General features: G+C 64.9%; 14 protein-coding genes. 7 read left to right on the top strand and 7 right to left on the bottom strand.

Annotation, left to right across the window (positions count from 1 at the left end):
- Window positions 1–373: 373 nt before the first annotated feature.
- Complete coding sequence (locus ACPUD7_RS14885; RefSeq protein WP_425120331.1) at window positions 374–3,544, top strand: choice-of-anchor G family protein; 3,171 nt, start codon at window positions 374–376, stop codon at window positions 3,542–3,544.
- Between the two features lie 328 nt (window positions 3,545–3,872).
- On the top strand, window positions 3,873–4,016 hold the full coding sequence (locus ACPUD7_RS14880; protein ID WP_425120330.1) for a GPGG-motif small membrane protein: 144 nt from the start codon (window positions 3,873–3,875) through the stop codon (window positions 4,014–4,016).
- Window positions 4,017–4,102: 86 nt separating this feature from the next.
- On the opposite strand, the gene ACPUD7_RS14875 is transcribed toward ACPUD7_RS14880, so the two are convergent.
- On the bottom strand, window positions 4,103–5,632 hold the full coding sequence (locus tag ACPUD7_RS14875; protein WP_425120329.1) for a deoxyguanosinetriphosphate triphosphohydrolase family protein: 1,530 nt from the start codon (window positions 5,630–5,632) through the stop codon (window positions 4,103–4,105).
- A 98-nt stretch (window positions 5,633–5,730) separates the two neighbouring features.
- On the opposite strand from ACPUD7_RS14875, the gene ACPUD7_RS14870 reads away from it, so the two are divergent.
- Window positions 5,731–5,910, top strand: a complete 180-nt coding sequence (locus ACPUD7_RS14870) for a hypothetical protein (protein ID WP_135540397.1) — start codon at window positions 5,731–5,733, stop codon at window positions 5,908–5,910.
- Between the two features lie 8 nt (window positions 5,911–5,918).
- On the opposite strand, the gene ACPUD7_RS14865 is transcribed toward ACPUD7_RS14870, so the two are convergent.
- Window positions 5,919–6,608, bottom strand: a complete 690-nt coding sequence (locus ACPUD7_RS14865; RefSeq protein ID WP_425120328.1) for a peptidyl-tRNA hydrolase — start codon at window positions 6,606–6,608, stop codon at window positions 5,919–5,921.
- Between the two features lie 172 nt (window positions 6,609–6,780).
- Between ACPUD7_RS14865 and ACPUD7_RS14860 the strand changes: the two genes are divergently transcribed.
- Window positions 6,781–8,097 carry an MFS transporter gene (locus ACPUD7_RS14860; RefSeq protein ID WP_425120327.1) on the top strand — a complete coding sequence of 439 codons (1,317 nt, stop codon included), beginning with the start codon at window positions 6,781–6,783 and terminating at the stop codon, window positions 8,095–8,097.
- A gap of 64 nt (window positions 8,098–8,161) precedes the next feature.
- A complete protein-coding gene (locus tag ACPUD7_RS14855) occupies window positions 8,162–9,217 on the top strand; it encodes an alpha/beta hydrolase fold domain-containing protein (protein ID WP_425120326.1) in 1,056 nt (351 codons plus the stop codon).
- A 94-nt stretch (window positions 9,218–9,311) separates the two neighbouring features.
- On the opposite strand, the gene ACPUD7_RS14850 is transcribed toward ACPUD7_RS14855, so the two are convergent.
- From ACPUD7_RS14850 to ACPUD7_RS14840, 3 genes are read right to left on the bottom strand one after another with little or no spacing between them, the layout of a single operon-like run.
- Window positions 9,312–9,488, bottom strand: a complete 177-nt coding sequence (locus tag ACPUD7_RS14850; RefSeq protein ID WP_425120325.1) for a hypothetical protein — start codon at window positions 9,486–9,488, stop codon at window positions 9,312–9,314.
- 27 nt (window positions 9,489–9,515) lie between these two features.
- Window positions 9,516–10,397 (bottom strand): YihY/virulence factor BrkB family protein, encoded by an 882-nt coding sequence (locus tag ACPUD7_RS14845; protein ID WP_425120324.1) that lies wholly within the window; start codon window positions 10,395–10,397, stop codon window positions 9,516–9,518.
- A complete protein-coding gene (locus ACPUD7_RS14840) occupies window positions 10,394–11,479 on the bottom strand; it encodes an AI-2E family transporter (protein ID WP_425120323.1) in 1,086 nt (361 codons plus the stop codon). The genes ACPUD7_RS14845 and ACPUD7_RS14840 overlap by 4 nt, the downstream gene beginning before the upstream one ends.
- Window positions 11,480–11,639: 160 nt before the next feature.
- Here ACPUD7_RS14840 and ACPUD7_RS14835 point away from each other — a divergent pair, with 160 nt between their 5' ends.
- Both ACPUD7_RS14835 and ACPUD7_RS14830 read left to right on the top strand, forming a co-directional pair.
- Entirely contained in the window at window positions 11,640–12,716 is a 1,077-nt protein-coding gene (locus ACPUD7_RS14835) for a phosphatase PAP2 family protein (protein ID WP_425120322.1), read from the top strand.
- A gap of 330 nt (window positions 12,717–13,046) precedes the next feature.
- Complete coding sequence (locus ACPUD7_RS14830) at window positions 13,047–14,588, top strand: DEAD/DEAH box helicase (RefSeq protein ID WP_425120352.1); 1,542 nt, start codon at window positions 13,047–13,049, stop codon at window positions 14,586–14,588.
- Window positions 14,589–14,742: 154 nt separating this feature from the next.
- Here the strand turns inward: ACPUD7_RS14830 and madM are convergent, their stop codons facing one another.
- Both madM and madL read right to left on the bottom strand, forming a co-directional pair.
- Window positions 14,743–15,507, bottom strand: coding sequence for a malonate transporter subunit MadM (gene madM / locus ACPUD7_RS14825; protein ID WP_425120321.1), 765 nt, complete (start codon window positions 15,505–15,507; stop codon window positions 14,743–14,745).
- Window positions 15,504–15,899, bottom strand: a complete 396-nt coding sequence (madL, locus tag ACPUD7_RS14820) for a malonate transporter subunit MadL (protein ID WP_425120320.1) — start codon at window positions 15,897–15,899, stop codon at window positions 15,504–15,506. Before madL ends, madM begins: the two co-directional genes overlap by 4 nt.
- Between the last annotated feature and the right edge of the window lie 98 nt (window positions 15,900–15,997).

The following is a 15,997-nucleotide window of genomic DNA, read 5'->3' as shown; positions in this document are numbered from 1 at the left end:
CAGGTCGCGCGACCGCATCCATCGTCGATCGACCTCTTGGCCTGGAAATACGGCCCAGCCGGCATCAGGCGGGCTTGTCGTCCAATCGAGGTTCTCACTGAACCATCGTTCAACCAGCCCTGCCAAGCCACCCCAAACCTCCACCAGCACCTCCGACGCACCCGAGCAAGCTACCGTGGGGTAAGTATAACGACGCTGTAACTTTATGAATTATTCACACATTACTTTTTGATGACTCCGTAACCTTGTAAGGGATCTGCCAGGAAACTGCCCGTTTCCGTCCAGGCCATGCTTGGAAATGATCAGGATCCGAACGATGTGGAGAACCATGAAAATATTGAGAGGCCGGCCCTGTACCGGTCGGAAAGTTGCGGTGGGCACAGTCGCCGCGGCGACAGCAGTGGGACTGACTCTGCTGACTACGTCGCCCGGCTCAGCCGACGAACAGAACCCGAACGAAGATGCAGAAGCCTATGGGCAGCTGATCGATGCTGACATCCTGGACGTTGACGCGCTCGATGCCCTCTCGGCGTACAGCAGCTCTCCGTCGAGCACTGATGCGGACACCACTCCGATCAATGCCGAGGTGCTCCAGGCCATCGGAGTCGAACTCCCTGGAATCGGCATTCCGCTCATCAGCAGCGAGGGCGGCGATGGCCTCCTCGAGCTGGGTGAGGGAGGAACGCTCAACGCCTACGGACATGCTCCGGCCTACAACGAGGCCACAGCCAGTTCCGGCGCTGTTGGATCAGACGGCGGGCTCAATCTCGATGACATCAATAATGGCGAGTACGGCAATGCCAAGGTCGATCTGACCTCGGTGCTCCGTCAACTCAACCTCGACGGCGTCACCGATCAGATCGTCGATGAGCTCAGCCTCGAGCTCGGCGCGATCGCATCGACGGCCAGCAGCGACGGCGAAGCAGACACCTCCGAGTACGCCGTCGCCGATGGCATCCTCACAGTCTCGAGCCCCGCAGTGGGCGACCTCTCGGACGCTCTCAATGAGGTCGTCGACGGTGCAGGTGGCACTCTCGAAGAGGTCATCGGCGACGAGGGTCTAGTCAATGCCCTGGCCGGGGTCGGTGTCAACGACCTCAATGTCCTCGGGCTTGCCGAGCTGAATGTCGGCGGCGACGATACTACCATCAGCGTAGAAGTCCGCGATGCGCTCAATAGTGTTGTCGAGAACGTCGTCAACGAGGCGCTCGAAGACGAAGCTGGGATCGTTTCGATCGATCTCGCCAATGGCGACATCAAGATCGACCTCGCGAAGATTGTCAAGGGCGGAGACGCCTCTGACCTCAACGGTCTCGACCCGAACACCCAGGTGCTCACCTCGGACACGATCTCGAAGATCACCGATGCCGTGGCCGATGCCCTCGGCGCACTCTCCGGCAAGGTCAACGAGACCCTGACCGATGCGCTCAACGACGTCCATCTCGTCATCGAGCTGCCCGCGTCCATTGAGCTCCTGTCGGGTACGTTGCCTGGCGTTAACGGCAAGATCACTGTCGATGCCACCCTGGGACAGCTTGCAGGTACCGATGATTCAGATCCCACAGTTGATACTGACCTGTCGATTCTCGGGGTCAATGCCGGCGCTATCCTCAATGCGGTGACAGAGCCGCTGATCAATTCCCTGCTCGGCATCACCGAACCGCTCATCGGCGGAATCCTCGACTCCACGGCTGAGCAGGTCGCTGGTGGCGTGACAGGTATCGTCAACCCCCTGCTGACCACTCTCGACCCGGTGTTCGAAGCGCTCAACCAGGTCGTCGATCTCACGATCAACGAGCAGCCGACCGCGAAGGATCCGGCAGAGGAGAGCCAGGTCAAGGGCACCAACGGACCCGGCTTCACCGTCAGCGCAGTGAGCCTGGAACTGCTTCCGGCCGCCGATGCCATCGACATCAACCTGGCCTCGTCCTCGGTCCGTGCGACCGCGGACGCACCGGACCCGGGCGATGACGATGCGAACACCAACGCAGCGGCCTCGGCATCAGCTTCGGCCGACGCCGACGGTGACAACAACCCGGCCGCCCAGGCTGCATCCGAGGCAGCTGCCGACAACAATGCCGACAACACGGCATCGGCAGCAGCTGACGAGAACGCCGAAGCAGCGGCAGAGTCGGCAGCGACCGAGGACGCTTCGTCCGAGGCTTCGGCTGATTCGACCACGGACGAGAACGCTTCGTCGACGGCAGCCTCACAGGCCGCCGCAGAAGCTGACAACTCCGATGACACGAACGCAGAGGCATCGACGGCTTCGGACGCGAACTCCGCAGCCGCTTCGGAAGCGGCTTCCACCGCTGATTCGTCGAATGAGGCTTCCGCGGAGGCAGCAGCCAACGCGGATGCCGCAGCGGATCCCGATGCGGCAAACGAAGCCGATGCGAATGCCAATGTGAACGCTGCTGCTTCGGCCTCGGCCTCGGCCAACGCCGATGACAACAACAACGCGGTCGCCGAGGCAGCCGCCCAGGCAGCCGCCGACAACGATGCCAACAACACGGCATCGGCAGCAGCCGACGAGAACGCTGAAGCAGCCGCGGAATCGGCCGCAAACGAAGAGGCCTCCTCGGAGACCTCGGCGGATGCGACGAGCGAGACCAACGCCTCGGCACAGCAGGCAGCCAACGCCGCCGCAAACGCCGACGACACGGACTCGACGAACGCGAACGCCTCGGCCGCAGCTGATGCGAATCCGGCAGCAGCTGCATCCGCTGCCTCAACCGCGGACTCTTCCTCGGAAGCTTCTGCCAACGCAGCGGCTGACGCTGACGGCAACGACGACGGAGCCGCGGCCACCGCTTCGGATGACTCCGATGCGAATGCCAATGTGAACGCTGCCGCTTCGGCCTCGGCTTCGGCCAACGCCGATGACAACAACAACGCGGTCGCCGAGGCAGCCGCCCAGGCAGCCGCCGACAACGATGCCAACAACACGGCATCGGCAGCAGCCGACGAGAACGCTGAAGCAGCCGCCGAATCCGCCGCAAACGAAGAGGCCTCCTCGGAGACCTCGACCGACGCGACCACGGAAACCAACGCTGCAGCCAACCAGGCAGCCCAGGCAGCCGCGACCGCAGACAACGACGATGACTCGAACGCACAGGCATCTGCCGCTGCGAACGACAACGCCGGTGCCGCCGCTTCGGCAGCGTCGACGGCTGACTCCTCCGCCGAGGCGTCGTCTTCGGCAGCGGCAGACGGCGACGAAGCCAACGCATCGTCGGCAGACGACGCGGACAAGGCTTCGGCGAGCGCCGACTCCGAGAAGGCAGCATCCGCTGACTCGGATCAGGCAGCCTCGGCCAACGCCGGATCGTCGGCCAGCTCTTCGGCCAACGCTTCGGCTGGCGCCAACGCCTCGGCCGGCTCGAGCACGAACGCCTCGGGCAGCAGCAATGGCGGAGACCTGCCGCGGACGGGTACCGACGGCATCCCGGCCATGGCCGGATTCGCCGCACTGCTCCTCGCCGGTGGTGCAGCAGCGGTGTGGGCGACCCGCCGCTACCGCGCCTCGGCAGGCAAGCACTGAGAATAGATCGGCTCAGACACTGAGCTGACGCCACAACGGCGGGGTCGGAGTGAGAACTCCGGCCCCGCCGTCTGCGTACGCGACGAGATCTGATTGTTCGCAAATGAGGCCCACAGCGCGTTTACGATGTAAACTCGCAGAAAGAGTTCATTCGAGGTCGTCGAATGCTGTGGGCGAAAAGGCACCAGGGGTCGCGCCCACCAGCAGACCGTGCAGAAGAATCTCCCGCGGGCTCGGTGGGCCTCAGGATTGAGCCTCGCCGGGCCCGCCCCGGTTCACCATCGGGTGGATGCCAACAACTGTTGAACAACAAGGAAGAGAGAAGATCATGGATATCATCCTGTGGATCATCGCCGCACTCCTCGTCATTTCGGGAGTCTTCGCCATCCTGCGCAAGCAGATTCTGTGGGGAATCGTACTCATCGTCGTCGGCTGCCTCGTCGGACCTGGCGGTGTGAGCCTCTTCACCTGACGCGTATTCGTTCGGGCAGCAACGGCGGGGGCGGAGTGAGAACTCCGGCCCCGCCGCTTTTGCGCCAGCGAGAACGCCCGCGAGACCTACAAGCCTCGCCCAGCTTCCCAAGGCTCTTCGGAGGCGCCGGTGATGAGCGCGTTGACCGACATCGCCTGAGCATCGGTGAATGAGGCGACATAATCCACGACCGCCCGCGCCCGTCCCCGTCGGACGATCGCAGTGGCACCTTCCTCCCCCAGTGCTTCGGGATTGCGTGCGTACAGGTCCTGGTACTCCTGCGTGGCCGCCTCGACGGAATCGAGCAGGCGCCGCGGAATCCGGGTCGCCTCATCGGGGTCGAGCAGCCATTCGTGGAACTCTTCGACCAGCGAGGCGATGATCCGCGTCTGCCCGCGCTGATAGACGGCGAGGTCGGAGCGTTCAAGCACGAACTTCGCGTGGACGAACTTGAGCACGACGACATCGTGCCAGGCCTCCTGGCTCAGCCGCACATGACCGCTGCGGATATGCGGGTCCGGATCGACGACGATCGAGGCCTGCAGCCGGTCGATCCACCGCCGCGTGAACCCGGTGACAGCCCGATCGGCTTCCAATCCCCCGTCATAGGGAACACCGAGGAGCCCTTCGACGAGATCCCGGTTGGCCCGCTCCACCGAGGCCCGGAAGGCCTCTTCGGAGGCAATCCACGGATCCTTCTCCCGGGTGTGCCGCCGGATCGCCTCGAGCGCATGGCCGGGCCGCCGCCGGTCGAGTTCGGAGACATCGAGGGCCGCGAGTTCGCGGCAGTCCCGCAGCCACCGCCCGAGCTCGGCAGACACGGACGTGTACTGCAGCACATTCGACCGATAGAAGTCGTCGAGGTCGTGCACCGCATAGGCGATATCGTCGGCGACATCCATGACCGCGCACTCAAGCGTCTGCTGATACCGCCCGATCGCCGGGAACGCCGAGAGCACATCCGCCATCTCATCGACCTCGGTGGCATAGGCAGAGAACTTCATCGCCCCCTCGGACACCTCATCGCCGACGCCCCGCGGCATCCGTGCGGCCGAATCCGGCCGATCCCCGCTCCACTCCCCCCGCTCCCACGGGTACTTGAGCACCGCGGCCCGCACCGCCCGTGTGAGGTTGAGACCGCGCGCTGTCGCCTCGCAGCTGTCAAGCGCGGTGAGGATCCGAAACGTCTGCGCGTTGCCCTCGAATCCGTCGTCGAGGCGCAGCAGCGTTCGCGACACCCGGTCGAGCTCTTTCTCGCCGAGGTGGCCGAACGGCGGGTGCCCCAAATCGTGGGCGGCCGCTGCCGCCTGCACGACCACAGGGTCACATCCGCCGAGGCGGCCGACGAGTTCCCGTGTCCGCTCATCACCGTTGTTCAACGTGATCGCGATCGACCGGGCCACCGCGGAGACCTTGAGCGAATGGGTGAGTCGATTGTGGATGACGGTGCCGGAACCGGCCTGCGGGATGACCTGCGTGACCGAGGCCAGGCGAGAGAAGAACGGGGAGAAGCGGATCCGTTCGATATCGACGCGGAATTCGTCCTCTCCGGGCCGGGCCTCCTCGGCGACGTTGCGGTCACGGCCGCCGGTCGTGTGAAATCTCTGACGCTCCATCACCTCAGACTACCGAGTTCGCGCTTCGCTCGGGGCGAGATCCTTGAGACTCAGATCACGGTGACGTATTGTCAGAAGACCTGTAGGAGGTGGTCATCATGACCGGAGTCAATGAAGATTTCTACCAGCCCCAGACCCATCCCGGCGACATCATCGAAGTCGAGGACGAAGAGACCGGTGAAATGGTCAAGCACGTGATCTACCTCGACGAATTCGGCAACGGCACGAAGACGCGACCGCTGACGGAGGATGAGCTCAAAGACCTCGACGACGCCTGACCGGCTCTTCACCAGCGGGCACGCACTGTTTCGGTCGGGCCGTCGACTTCGGTGAAGCCGGCGTCGACGACGCTGACCTGTTGCGCGCCTGCAGCCCATGAGTTCGTCGTCGCTGTGATCACGCGCAGGCTGAAATCAGCTTCGCGCCACCGCTGGCGCACGGCCTCGGGCATCTGCTCGAATGCCAGCTGTGCGGCGTGACCGCATTGGGCGGCGGCCTTCCCTGTCGTCAGCGTCAGGTGCGGGGAGAGTTCGATCGTCACGACCGCCTCGGCGGCGGGGACCGAAATTTCGCCCTCATCGGGGAACTCGGTTCCGCCCACCTGGAGCTTCTTCAGCTCATGCGGCAGCGGTTCGACGGGACCGGGTGCGAACACGAATGCCTCGGCGGGGGCGAAGTCGTCGTTGCCGCCGAAGGTCACGCCCACGCATCCCAGGGCGCGAGCGTCGTCGAGCTTCTTGCCGTCGCCCCGGCGCACGACCTTGCGGATGGCTCCGTCGCGCCAGTGCGCGACGGCGTCGTGCCACTCGCCTCCCGGTTGGGCGCGCGGGTCGTCGAGGAAGGTGACGACGGCTCGGGCGGTGGCCTCGAGGACGTCGATGTGGCGGGCGATGGCGGTCTTCGACCGGCGCACGACGATCGGCAGGGACCAGGGGATGTCATGGTCGGTTTCGTGTCGGCGCATGTGTTCGGTCAAATTCTCACTCCTGCTCAAACCTGGGAAGTGCGCAATCGCACTCCCGATCTCATAACGTCGCCGCCGGTGAGTTATTCCTCGACGATCCGGACAGCGGACGATGCTGGCTTCCTGAATGGCGGTTCAGTTAGGGTGGGCCCGAACTGAACCACCGACCCAGGGAACGAGAGTCGTGTCGAAATCGAGCCACCGCGAAGTCAGCGCCGCCGACCTGTCCCGAGGCAGACGCATCATGCTGCTCATCCTCGTCAGCATGGGCAGTTCGATCCTGTTCGCTCCGCCCTACCTCAAGAACGTCTTCTACGATCCGCTGCTCGACGCCCTCGACATCAACAATGCCCAGATCGGATGGCTCGTCAGCGCCTACGCGATCACCGCAACGATCTGCTATCTGCCTTCGGGCTTCATCGCCGACCGCATCCGCGTGAGAACCCTGGCCACGACCGGTTACCTCATCACAGCGATGCTCACGTTCGTCTACGCAGCCCTTCCCGGCTTCGGCACACTGCTCGCCGTGTTCGTGGGGATGGGACTGTCGACGATCCTCATCTGGTGGGGTGTGCGCTTCAAGCTCGTCCGGCTGATCTCCGACGCCGACGGCTATGCCCGCAACATCGGTCTCAGCTACGGGATCTACGGTGCCGTCGGGCTCGTCCTCGGTTTCGTCGAGGTCGGGATCCTCTCCGCCTTCGCCGAGCGCGCCGACCTCGGTGTGCGCGCCATCCTGATGATGCTGGGCGGGCTCATCTTCCTCCTCGCCATCGCCTCCCATCTGCTCACCCCGCGCTTCGCCGGTGAGATCGAGCATCCCGGTGAAGGCTTCAAGCTCGCCGATCTCACTCGCGTCTTCGGTTCCCCCGTCGTCTGGCTGGCCGCCGGGACGATGTTCTTCGTCTACTTCGTCTACACGGGCGTGGCCTATACGACCCCCTATCTCTCCACGGTCTTCGCCGCCCCGGCCGCTGTGGTCTCCGCCGTCAGCGTGATCCGCACCTATGGGATCACTCTGCTGGCCGGCCCGGCCTTCGGTGCTCTGGCCACGAAGGCCCGCTCCCCGTCGCGGGTGATCATCATCGCTTCAATCGTCATCGCCGTCGCACTGGCCGCCCTCATCGCCATTCCCTCCGGGCCGGTGCTGGTCATCGTCGCCGCAGTCATCGTCGTGGCCCTCGGCTTCCTCGCCAACGGCTGCTACGGGATCGCCTCGTCCCAGTTGAGCGAGGGCCGGGTTGGGCTCGACATGTTCGGGGCGGCATCGGGCCTGCTCTCGGTCATCGGCTTCCTGCCCGACACCTTCTCCAGCGTATGGTTCGGCGCCATCATCGATGACCGCGGGTCCGGGGCCTACCCGATCATCTTCACCATCCTCATCGCCTGTTCCCTGCTCGCCGCTGTGCTCAGCTACGCCCTGATCCTGTGGGTCAGGCGCACCGACGGACAGGCCGCCGTCGAAGAGTCAGAGGCACCCGATGCCCCCGCCTCCTCGTGAGCGCCGCATCGGCCGTACTCTGCCCCACGGGACCCTTTCACCGCACCAACCATCGGAGGCGAACATGCCCATCAACGAAGCCGCTGCTTCTTCAGCCGCAAACACCGAGATCCCCGCATTCATCCTCACCGCGATGACCGACCAGATGCGGACCGTGCTCGACACCCAGGCGGCACGAGCCGAGGAATGCACCCAAGCGGGACAGCGCGCAGTCGGTGCAGAGATGGACGCTGAGACCGCACGGCTGGCGGCGATGCGCGCCGAATACCGAGCCGAGCGCTCCTTCTGGAACGCGGGCGGCCCGTCGATGGCCGATACCGTCGATACGGTTATCGACACCGCCGGGGCGCAGGTGCCCATTCGCATTCATCGCCCCACCGCCGAGGCGGTCATGCCGGGCATCGTCTTCCTCCATGGAGGCGGCTTCACCGTCGGTGACCTCGACACCCATGATCGGATCATGCGGGTCATCGCCGCCGAGAGCGGTGCCGCGGTCATCGGCGTCAACTATTCGCTCTCCCCCGAATCGAAATTCCCACAGGCTCTGCATGAGGTCGCCGGCGTCATCGACCATTTAGTCAACAACGGCAACGACTTCGGCGTCGACGGAACCCGCCTGGCGGTCGCCGGCGACTCCGCCGGGGCCATGCTGACACTCGGTTCCGCTCTGCTGCTGCGCGACGACCCCGAAAGCATCGACGCCGATCCCCGGACCTTCTCCGCACTGCACGCTCTGCTGCTCTTCTACGGCGGACACGGTCTCGTCGATTCCGCGAGCAGGCGTCTCTACGGCGGTGGCTGGGACGGAATGAGCCGCGAGGATCTCGACTCGATCACCACCGAGCACTTCGCCTCACCGGCCGATGCCTCCTCGCCCTATGTCGACCACCTCGAGGCCGATCTGGCGGGTCTTCCCCCGGGCTTCATCGCCGCGGCCGGGCTCGATCCCCTCCGCGATGACAGCGAGGCCCTGTCTGTGCGGCTCGAAGAGGCCGGCACACCGGTCGACTACCACCTGTATCCGGGAGTGCTCCACTCATTCCTCCACTTCGGTCGGATGCTCGACGAAGCCGGAGATGTCCTCACCCGCAGCGCCGCTTTCGCCGCCGCACGCTTCTGAGCCGGCCGCCGGACACAGCACACCTCAGCGGCCACCGACACAGCACAGAGCCCGGCACCTGGATGTCAGGTGCCGGGCTCTGCGAACGTGGTCGTCAGTAGTGCGCAGGCGGGTCGCTGGCAGGAAAGGACTCGTCTTCCCACTCATCGACCAGTTCGTCCTGCTGGTCCTTGTCGACGGAATCGGTTCCGGGCTTCTCTGCGAGGTCGTCCCTGGCTTCTTCGGGCACCCGGGCCGGTGACTGCTCGTTCTTCTCGTTGTCATCAGACATGGAGACCATCCTTTCTCTGGTACGACACTATGCTGACATCGATTGGTTCGACACGGTAGTGGCCCGCTCCCGCTCCCGCTCGATCTCCGCGTCGAACTCCGCACCGAGGAGCAGCGAGAGGTTGACCATCCACACCCAGGCGAGCCCGACGATCACACCTCCGATCGACCCGTATGTGACGTTGTAGCTGCTGAAGCCGTTGATGTAGATGACGAAGCACGCCGACACGGCGACCATCACGAGCAGAGCGATGAACGCGCCGAGGCTGACCCACCGGAACTTCGGCTGCCTGACGTTCGGTGTCACGTAGTACAGCAGGGCGATGAGCAGCATGACGAAGAAGACGAAGACCGGCCATCTGACCACGTTCCAGATCAGCAGGGCCGTGGGGCCCATGCCGATGAGCTCGCCGAGAGTCTCCGCGATGGGCCCGGACAGCACGAGCAGTAGCCCCAGGGCGGACAGGACGATGAGCGTGACCACGGTGATGAGGAGCATGAGCGGCTTGAATTTCCAGTACGGGCGGCTCTCCTCGACCCGGTAGACCGTGTTCAGGGCACGACCGAATGCGCCGATGTATTTCGACGACGACCAGATCGCCAGGACGAGGCTGCCGATGAGGGTGGCACCGGCCGAGGGGGATTCGGTGAGTTCGACGATGATCGGGCGAATCGCCGAGGCGGCCTCGGCCGAAATATCGTGGGCCAGGGACAGCACCGCCTTCGTGGTCGATTCGGCTTCCCCGACCACGCCGAGCAGCGAGACCATCGCGAGGATCGCCGGTGCGGCGGAGAGCAGAGCGTAGAAGCTCAGACCGGCAGCTTTGTCGAGGCACTCATCCTCGAGCAGACGTCGCAGAGCGCCCTTGACGATCCGCCACCGATTCAGACCCGGCGAGGACCGTTTCATCTCTTTCCCACTCTGTAGTCTCTGGCCGCATGGACCATCGAGTTGAGAGTCGCGATGACCGGCACGGAGAAGAACGCACCGGCGATGCCCGCAACCGCCGCTCCTGCTGTCACTCCGAGGATCACCGCCAAGGGGTGGATCTTGACCGTGGGTCCTGTCAGCCAGGGCTGCAGGACATGGCTTTCGAGCTGCTGCACGACGATGACGATGCCGAGCATGAGCAGACCGTGGACCCAGCCGTTGAACAGCAGCGCCAGACCCACCGCGACTGCGCCGCCGACGATGGCGCCGACGAACGGGATGAAAGCGCCGAGGAAGACCACCGTGGCGATCGGAATCGCCAAGGGGACGCCGAGGATCAGTGCGCCCACACCAATGCCGATCGCATCGGTGGCCGCGACGACGAGCTGGATCCGAATGAAGTTCGACAGGGTCTTCCACCCGGCCTCGCCGGCGGCGGAGATCCGCGCATGCGCCTTCTTCGGCCAGACGTGGACGACCCAGGTCCAGATGCCGCGGCCGTCGATGAGTGCGAAGAGGGTGACGAACAGGATGATGAAGATGCCTTCGACGACATGAGCCGCCGTCGTGCCCACCTCGGCGGCTCCAGAGCCGAGACCGGCCGCATTGTCCTGCAGCCACTGCCCCGAGGAGGAGACGAGGTCGTTGAGCTTGGCTTCGGTGAGCCCGAACGGCTGCGTGGCCAAGAACTGCTGTGCCGCGCTCAGCGACGTCGCCACCTGCTTCTGAATCTCCGGGATCTCGCTTCTGACCTGGAAGGTGATGATGAGGGTGAGTCCGGCCAGCAGGCCGAGGACGACGACCCAGACGGTGACCACCGCGAGCCATTTCGGCCACCGGTGCCTCTGCAGGAACGACGACAAGGGGACCAGCAGGGCCGAGAGGACGAGTCCGGCGAGGAACGGGACGACGATCTGAGCGATCTGCAGAGCGACGAAAACAGCGACGGTGATCCCCGCGATGATCACGAGCAGGTATCCGGTGAAGCGGGCCCCGATTTTCAGGCCCTCGGGGATCGGGTCATCGCGATTGTGAGATGCGTGCGGCGAACCTTCTGTCATGCACCAACACTAATGCCCAGGGGCACACAATTGGTGGGTCGTTTTCCTCTCAGCGCCGAGGGCGGTCAGCCGGCTCCAAGAGAAATCCGAAGAAGCACAGAACCTCTTTCATTATGGTGTGCCGATGACCCGAATGCGACGCTGGCCCTACACTTTCGCCATGGCGCTGTCTCTGCTCATCGGAGCGGTCGCCGTGATCTCCTCGCTCTACCTCGACCTGCCGTTGCGGGATCCCGACGGTTTCCTCGGACCCTCGATCGCCCGCCTGCCCCTGCTGACACTGGGAATCATCGGCTGCGGACTCGTGGTGGAAGCAGTGCGCAGAAGCGGTTGGCGGAACCTGCCGGCCGCGCTCGTCGACACCGTCAAGAAGGAGTGGAACACCCACCGTCTGCTGTGCATCGGAGCCGGTCTGCTCAGCTTCTACGTCTGCTACGTCGCCTACCGGAACCTCAAGAGCGTGTTGCCGGTCTTCCGCGACGGCACTCTCTACGACCGGCAGCTGCTCCACCTCGACTACTGGCTGACCGGCGGCAACAGCCCGGCGCTGCTCCTGCACGATCTGCTCGGCACGAACATCGCGGCGAACGTCCTGTCGCTGGCCTACCTCGCCTATCTTCCGCTCGTGCCGATCAGCCTCGGCGCGTTCCTCGTGCTCAATCGCAACCACAGAATCGGAGCCTGGTACGCGACGACGCTGTGTCTCAACTGGGTCCTGGGCACCGTCAGCTATTACCTGCTGCCGTCGGTGGGTCCGGCGTTCAGCCGCCCCGAGTTCTTCCGGGCGCTGCCCGACACCGGGGTCACGCAGCTTCAGCAGGTCCTCAGCGCCGACCGGCTCGAGTTCCTCACCAATCCCGCCGGCAGCGACTCCATCCAAGGTGTCGCCGCGTTCGCTTCCCTCCATGTCTCCGTGACCTTCGCCGCCGCACTGTTCATGACACGGACGAATCAGAGACGCGGCATCCAGGCCGTGACCTGGATCTTCTTCGGTGTGACAGTCGTGGCCACCGTCTACTTCGGTTGGCACTACATCCTCGACGACATCGCAGGCATCGGCATCGGCTGGGCCTCGGTGACGGTGGCGGCTTGGGCCACCGGTCGGCGCCGAGCCCGCCGGAAAACGCGCCGACGAGATCAACTGCCGGCGGGGGCTCGAATACCCGAACAGGGACCGGCGACCGGAAGCAGTGCGTCGGCGGATTCTGCTCCTGGCACCGCAGCCGCTATACTGTAGATACTTGCGAACCTGTTTTCGGGTTCCCTGCGTCGTCAGGACGCCTCGTCTCTGCAGCTGGGTGAGATCACCCGCGCATGTTTCCGAAGCCGTTTTCTCTCGGCGATCGAGAGCGCCGACAGCGCTCATTCCATGACCGGAAGCGGCTGACTGCCACCATTGCGCGGCATCGGCACGTCGTCCGGCACGTTGAAGGGCCACCCCATCACAACTTCACAGACACACACTGCTCCCCGCACCGCCCGCAGCTCATCCGGCTCCGGCAGCACCACCACAAAGAACACGACCGCTGCACCCACGTCGTTCGCCGAGCTCGGCGTTCCCGCCCAGCTGGTCAAGTCCCTCGACAGTGAGGGCAAGACCTCCGCCTTCCCGATCCAGCAGGACACCCTGCCCGACACCCTGGCAGGACGCGACGTCCTCGGCCGCGGCAAGACCGGTTCCGGCAAGACACTGGCCTTCTCCATCCCGCTCGTCGCCCGCCTGGCCGAATCGCAGTCTGCGGGATCGGGTCGCCAGCAGGGACGCCGTCAGCCGCGGGGCCTCGTCCTCGCTCCCACGCGTGAGCTCGCCACCCAGATCACCGACGTCATCGACCCTTTGGCCAAGGCCGTGGGTCTGAAGACGACGACGATCTTCGGCGGCATCAAGCAGCGGCGGCAGGAGGTCGCGCTCAACTCCGGCGTCGACATCGTCGTGGCCTGCCCGGGCCGTCTCGAGGACCTGCTCCAGCAGAACATCCTCTCGCTCGAAAACATCGAGGTGACCATCCTCGACGAGGCCGATCACATGGCTGACCTCGGCTTCCTGCCCGGCGTCACCCGCATCCTCAAGCAGACCCCGACCGAGGGGCAACGGATGTTCTTCTCGGCCACCTTGGACAACGACGTCGACAAGCTCGTGCGTCGCTTCCTCCACAACGAGGTCCTCCACTCCGTCGACGAGCCGACTTCGCATGTCTCGGCCATGACCCACCACGTGTACGAAGTGTCCGTTGACGACAAGAACGAACTCGTCCACAAACTCGCCGCCGGCACCGGCCGCCGCATTCTCTTCACCCGCACGAAGCACCGCGCCAAACGCTTCGCCCGGCAGCTGACCGCGCAGGGAATTCCCGCCGTCGACCTCCACGGCAACCTGTCCCAGGGCGCCCGCGACCGCAACCTCGCCGCGTTCACCCACGGTGATGCGAAGGTCCTCGTGGCCACCGACATCGCCGCCCGCGGCGTCCACGTCGACTCGGTCGAACTCGTCGTCCACGTCGATCCCCCGACCGAACACAAGGCCTACCTGCACCGTTCGGGCCGCACCGCACGAGCCGGCAGCGCCGGTGACGTGGTCACGGTGATGACGCCCGAGGAGCGCAAGGACACCCAGACCCTGCTGCGCAAGGCCGCCATCAAGGCCACCCCGAAGAAGGTCACCGCCGACTCCCCCGAGGTCATCGAGCTCGTCGGTGCGATCGCCGAATACGTCGCCCCGCAGCCGAAGGAACCCATCCAGCCGCGGAAGAAGACCGAACCGGCCACGTCGAACGGCCGTTCGTCCCGCCGTCGCCGAGGCGGTCGTGGCGGACGCGGTGGAAGCTCAGGTCGCGACGGTGCCGGCAGCGGCGGCACCGTTCGCAGCGGTGAGGGCAATCGTCGCAGCGGATCCCGCGGCGGCGAAGCCCGCAGCGGAGAATCACGCCGCAATCCGCAGAACACGCGTGGCAGCGGATCCGGCCGGTCCGGCAACCGCAGTGCAACGACCCGCACCAGCCAACCGGCCAATCGCCGCGCCGCGGAGTCGCGCGGGACGAACCCCGAGACCCGTCGCCGCAATCGCGTCCGCACCGGAAGTTCGGAGCAGGTCTACTCCACCAGCAGCTGAGTCAGCGAACACCCAACGGCTCGCTCCACGCACAGGAACTCGGTCTGCACCCCGAGAATCCTGTCGTGGAGCGGGCCGTTTCGTTCATCTCGGCCGCAGCATCCGCCCCTGACCTCCTGCACTCGGTGCCTTTCCGCACACGGTGCGCCACCGCTCAGCCGAAGATCGCGCGGACGGCGAAGAAGAGCACCGACGGAGCCAGCAGCAGTCCAAGGCCGGTGTAGAACGTCGAGGTCATCGCCCCGTAGGGCACCAGCCGCTTGTCCGTGGCGGCGAGACCGGCTGTCACTCCGCTCGTGGTCCCGAGCAGCCCTCCGAAGACGATGGCCGAACGCGGATTGTTCAGACCGATATATTTGGCCACGAATGGAGTCAGCACCATTGTCAGGACCGACTTCACCAGGCCGGCCCCGACGCTCAGGGCGATGATTCCGCTGCTCGCACCCAGGGCGGCCCCGGTGACCGGCCCGACGATGTAGGTTGCCGTACCGGCACCGATCGTGGTCAGATCGACCGGATCGCTGTAGCCGAACATCAAGGCGATGACCACTCCGATGGCGAAGGACAGCACCACTCCCAGGACCAGAGAGATGATTCCTCCGAGGCCGGACTTCTTCATCTCTTCGAAGCTGGCGCCGAAGCCTGTGGCCACGATGGCCAGGTTGACCAGCATCCCTCCGCCCATGAGCCCGATTCCGGAGAAGAGGGACAGGTCGGCTAACCCGTCCTCGCCGCCTGTGGCGACTCCGCCGATATAGGCGAGGACGAGCCCGATGATGATGGCGATCGCCGAGGCTTGGAACTTCCCTCTGGTGAGGACCTTCGAAATGAGCATCGCAATTGCGGTGACGAGGCCCACCAGGGCGAATGCGACGACGAGGTCATTGTCCTGCAGGGTCGAGACGAGCGCGTCCATCATGCCTCCTCTACGAAGACTTCGACGGGCTCGTCGATTCCTGGGGTCTTCACCCGGGCGAGCACAGGCACAAGCAGGAAGCTCACGGCCACGGCCGCCACTCCGGCGACGACGGCGACAGGACCGGCTGTGACAGCACCGACGACGTTCTGCGTGGCGGCCATTGCCACGACGATCGGGATGTACATTCCCGACCAGAACGAGATCCCCGCCGATGTCTCGGGTCTGAGTCGCCCGGACCGTGCCAGCAGGTTGGTGGAGAGTATGAGCAGGATCATGGCGATGCCCACGCCGCCGACATTCGCGTCGACGCCGAGCAGACTGCCCACAAGATTTCCGATGAAAGTGCCGATCAGCAGGCTGCCAGAGAGCAGGGCGACACCCAGAATGATCACAGGAATGACCTCTCTGTCGAAGGTTGAGTATGGCTCGGCAAGACGCGAGCCTCGGACAGCTTAGCCGACGGCAAGACGTCTTGCTCACTCGTTCGGAG

Origin of the sequence: Brevibacterium sp. FAM 24630 (assembly GCF_049804075.1) — a bacterium.
In the GTDB taxonomy this organism is placed as follows: Bacteria; Actinomycetota; Actinomycetes; order Actinomycetales; family Brevibacteriaceae; genus Brevibacterium.
Note: the sequence above shows the minus strand (reverse complement) of the source record. Positions and strands in the feature narration are given on the sequence as shown.

Coding starts and splice junctions, on each gene's coding strand:
- ACPUD7_RS14855 (WP_425120326.1), top strand. CDS start 8,162: ATGCCCATCAACGAAGCCGCTGCTTCTTCAGCCGCAAACACCGAGATC.
- ACPUD7_RS14840 (WP_425120323.1), bottom strand. CDS start 11,479: ATGACAGAAGGTTCGCCGCACGCATCTCACAATCGCGATGACCCGATC.
- ACPUD7_RS14875 (WP_425120329.1), bottom strand. CDS start 5,632: ATGGAGCGTCAGAGATTTCACACGACCGGCGGCCGTGACCGCAACGTC.
- ACPUD7_RS14845 (WP_425120324.1), bottom strand. CDS start 10,397: ATGAAACGGTCCTCGCCGGGTCTGAATCGGTGGCGGATCGTCAAGGGC.
- ACPUD7_RS14880 (WP_425120330.1), top strand. CDS start 3,873: ATGGATATCATCCTGTGGATCATCGCCGCACTCCTCGTCATTTCGGGA.
- madM (WP_425120321.1), bottom strand. CDS start 15,507: ATGATGGACGCGCTCGTCTCGACCCTGCAGGACAATGACCTCGTCGTC.
- ACPUD7_RS14835 (WP_425120322.1), top strand. CDS start 11,640: ATGGCGCTGTCTCTGCTCATCGGAGCGGTCGCCGTGATCTCCTCGCTC.
- ACPUD7_RS14870 (WP_135540397.1), top strand. CDS start 5,731: ATGACCGGAGTCAATGAAGATTTCTACCAGCCCCAGACCCATCCCGGC.
- ACPUD7_RS14850 (WP_425120325.1), bottom strand. CDS start 9,488: ATGTCTGATGACAACGAGAAGAACGAGCAGTCACCGGCCCGGGTGCCC.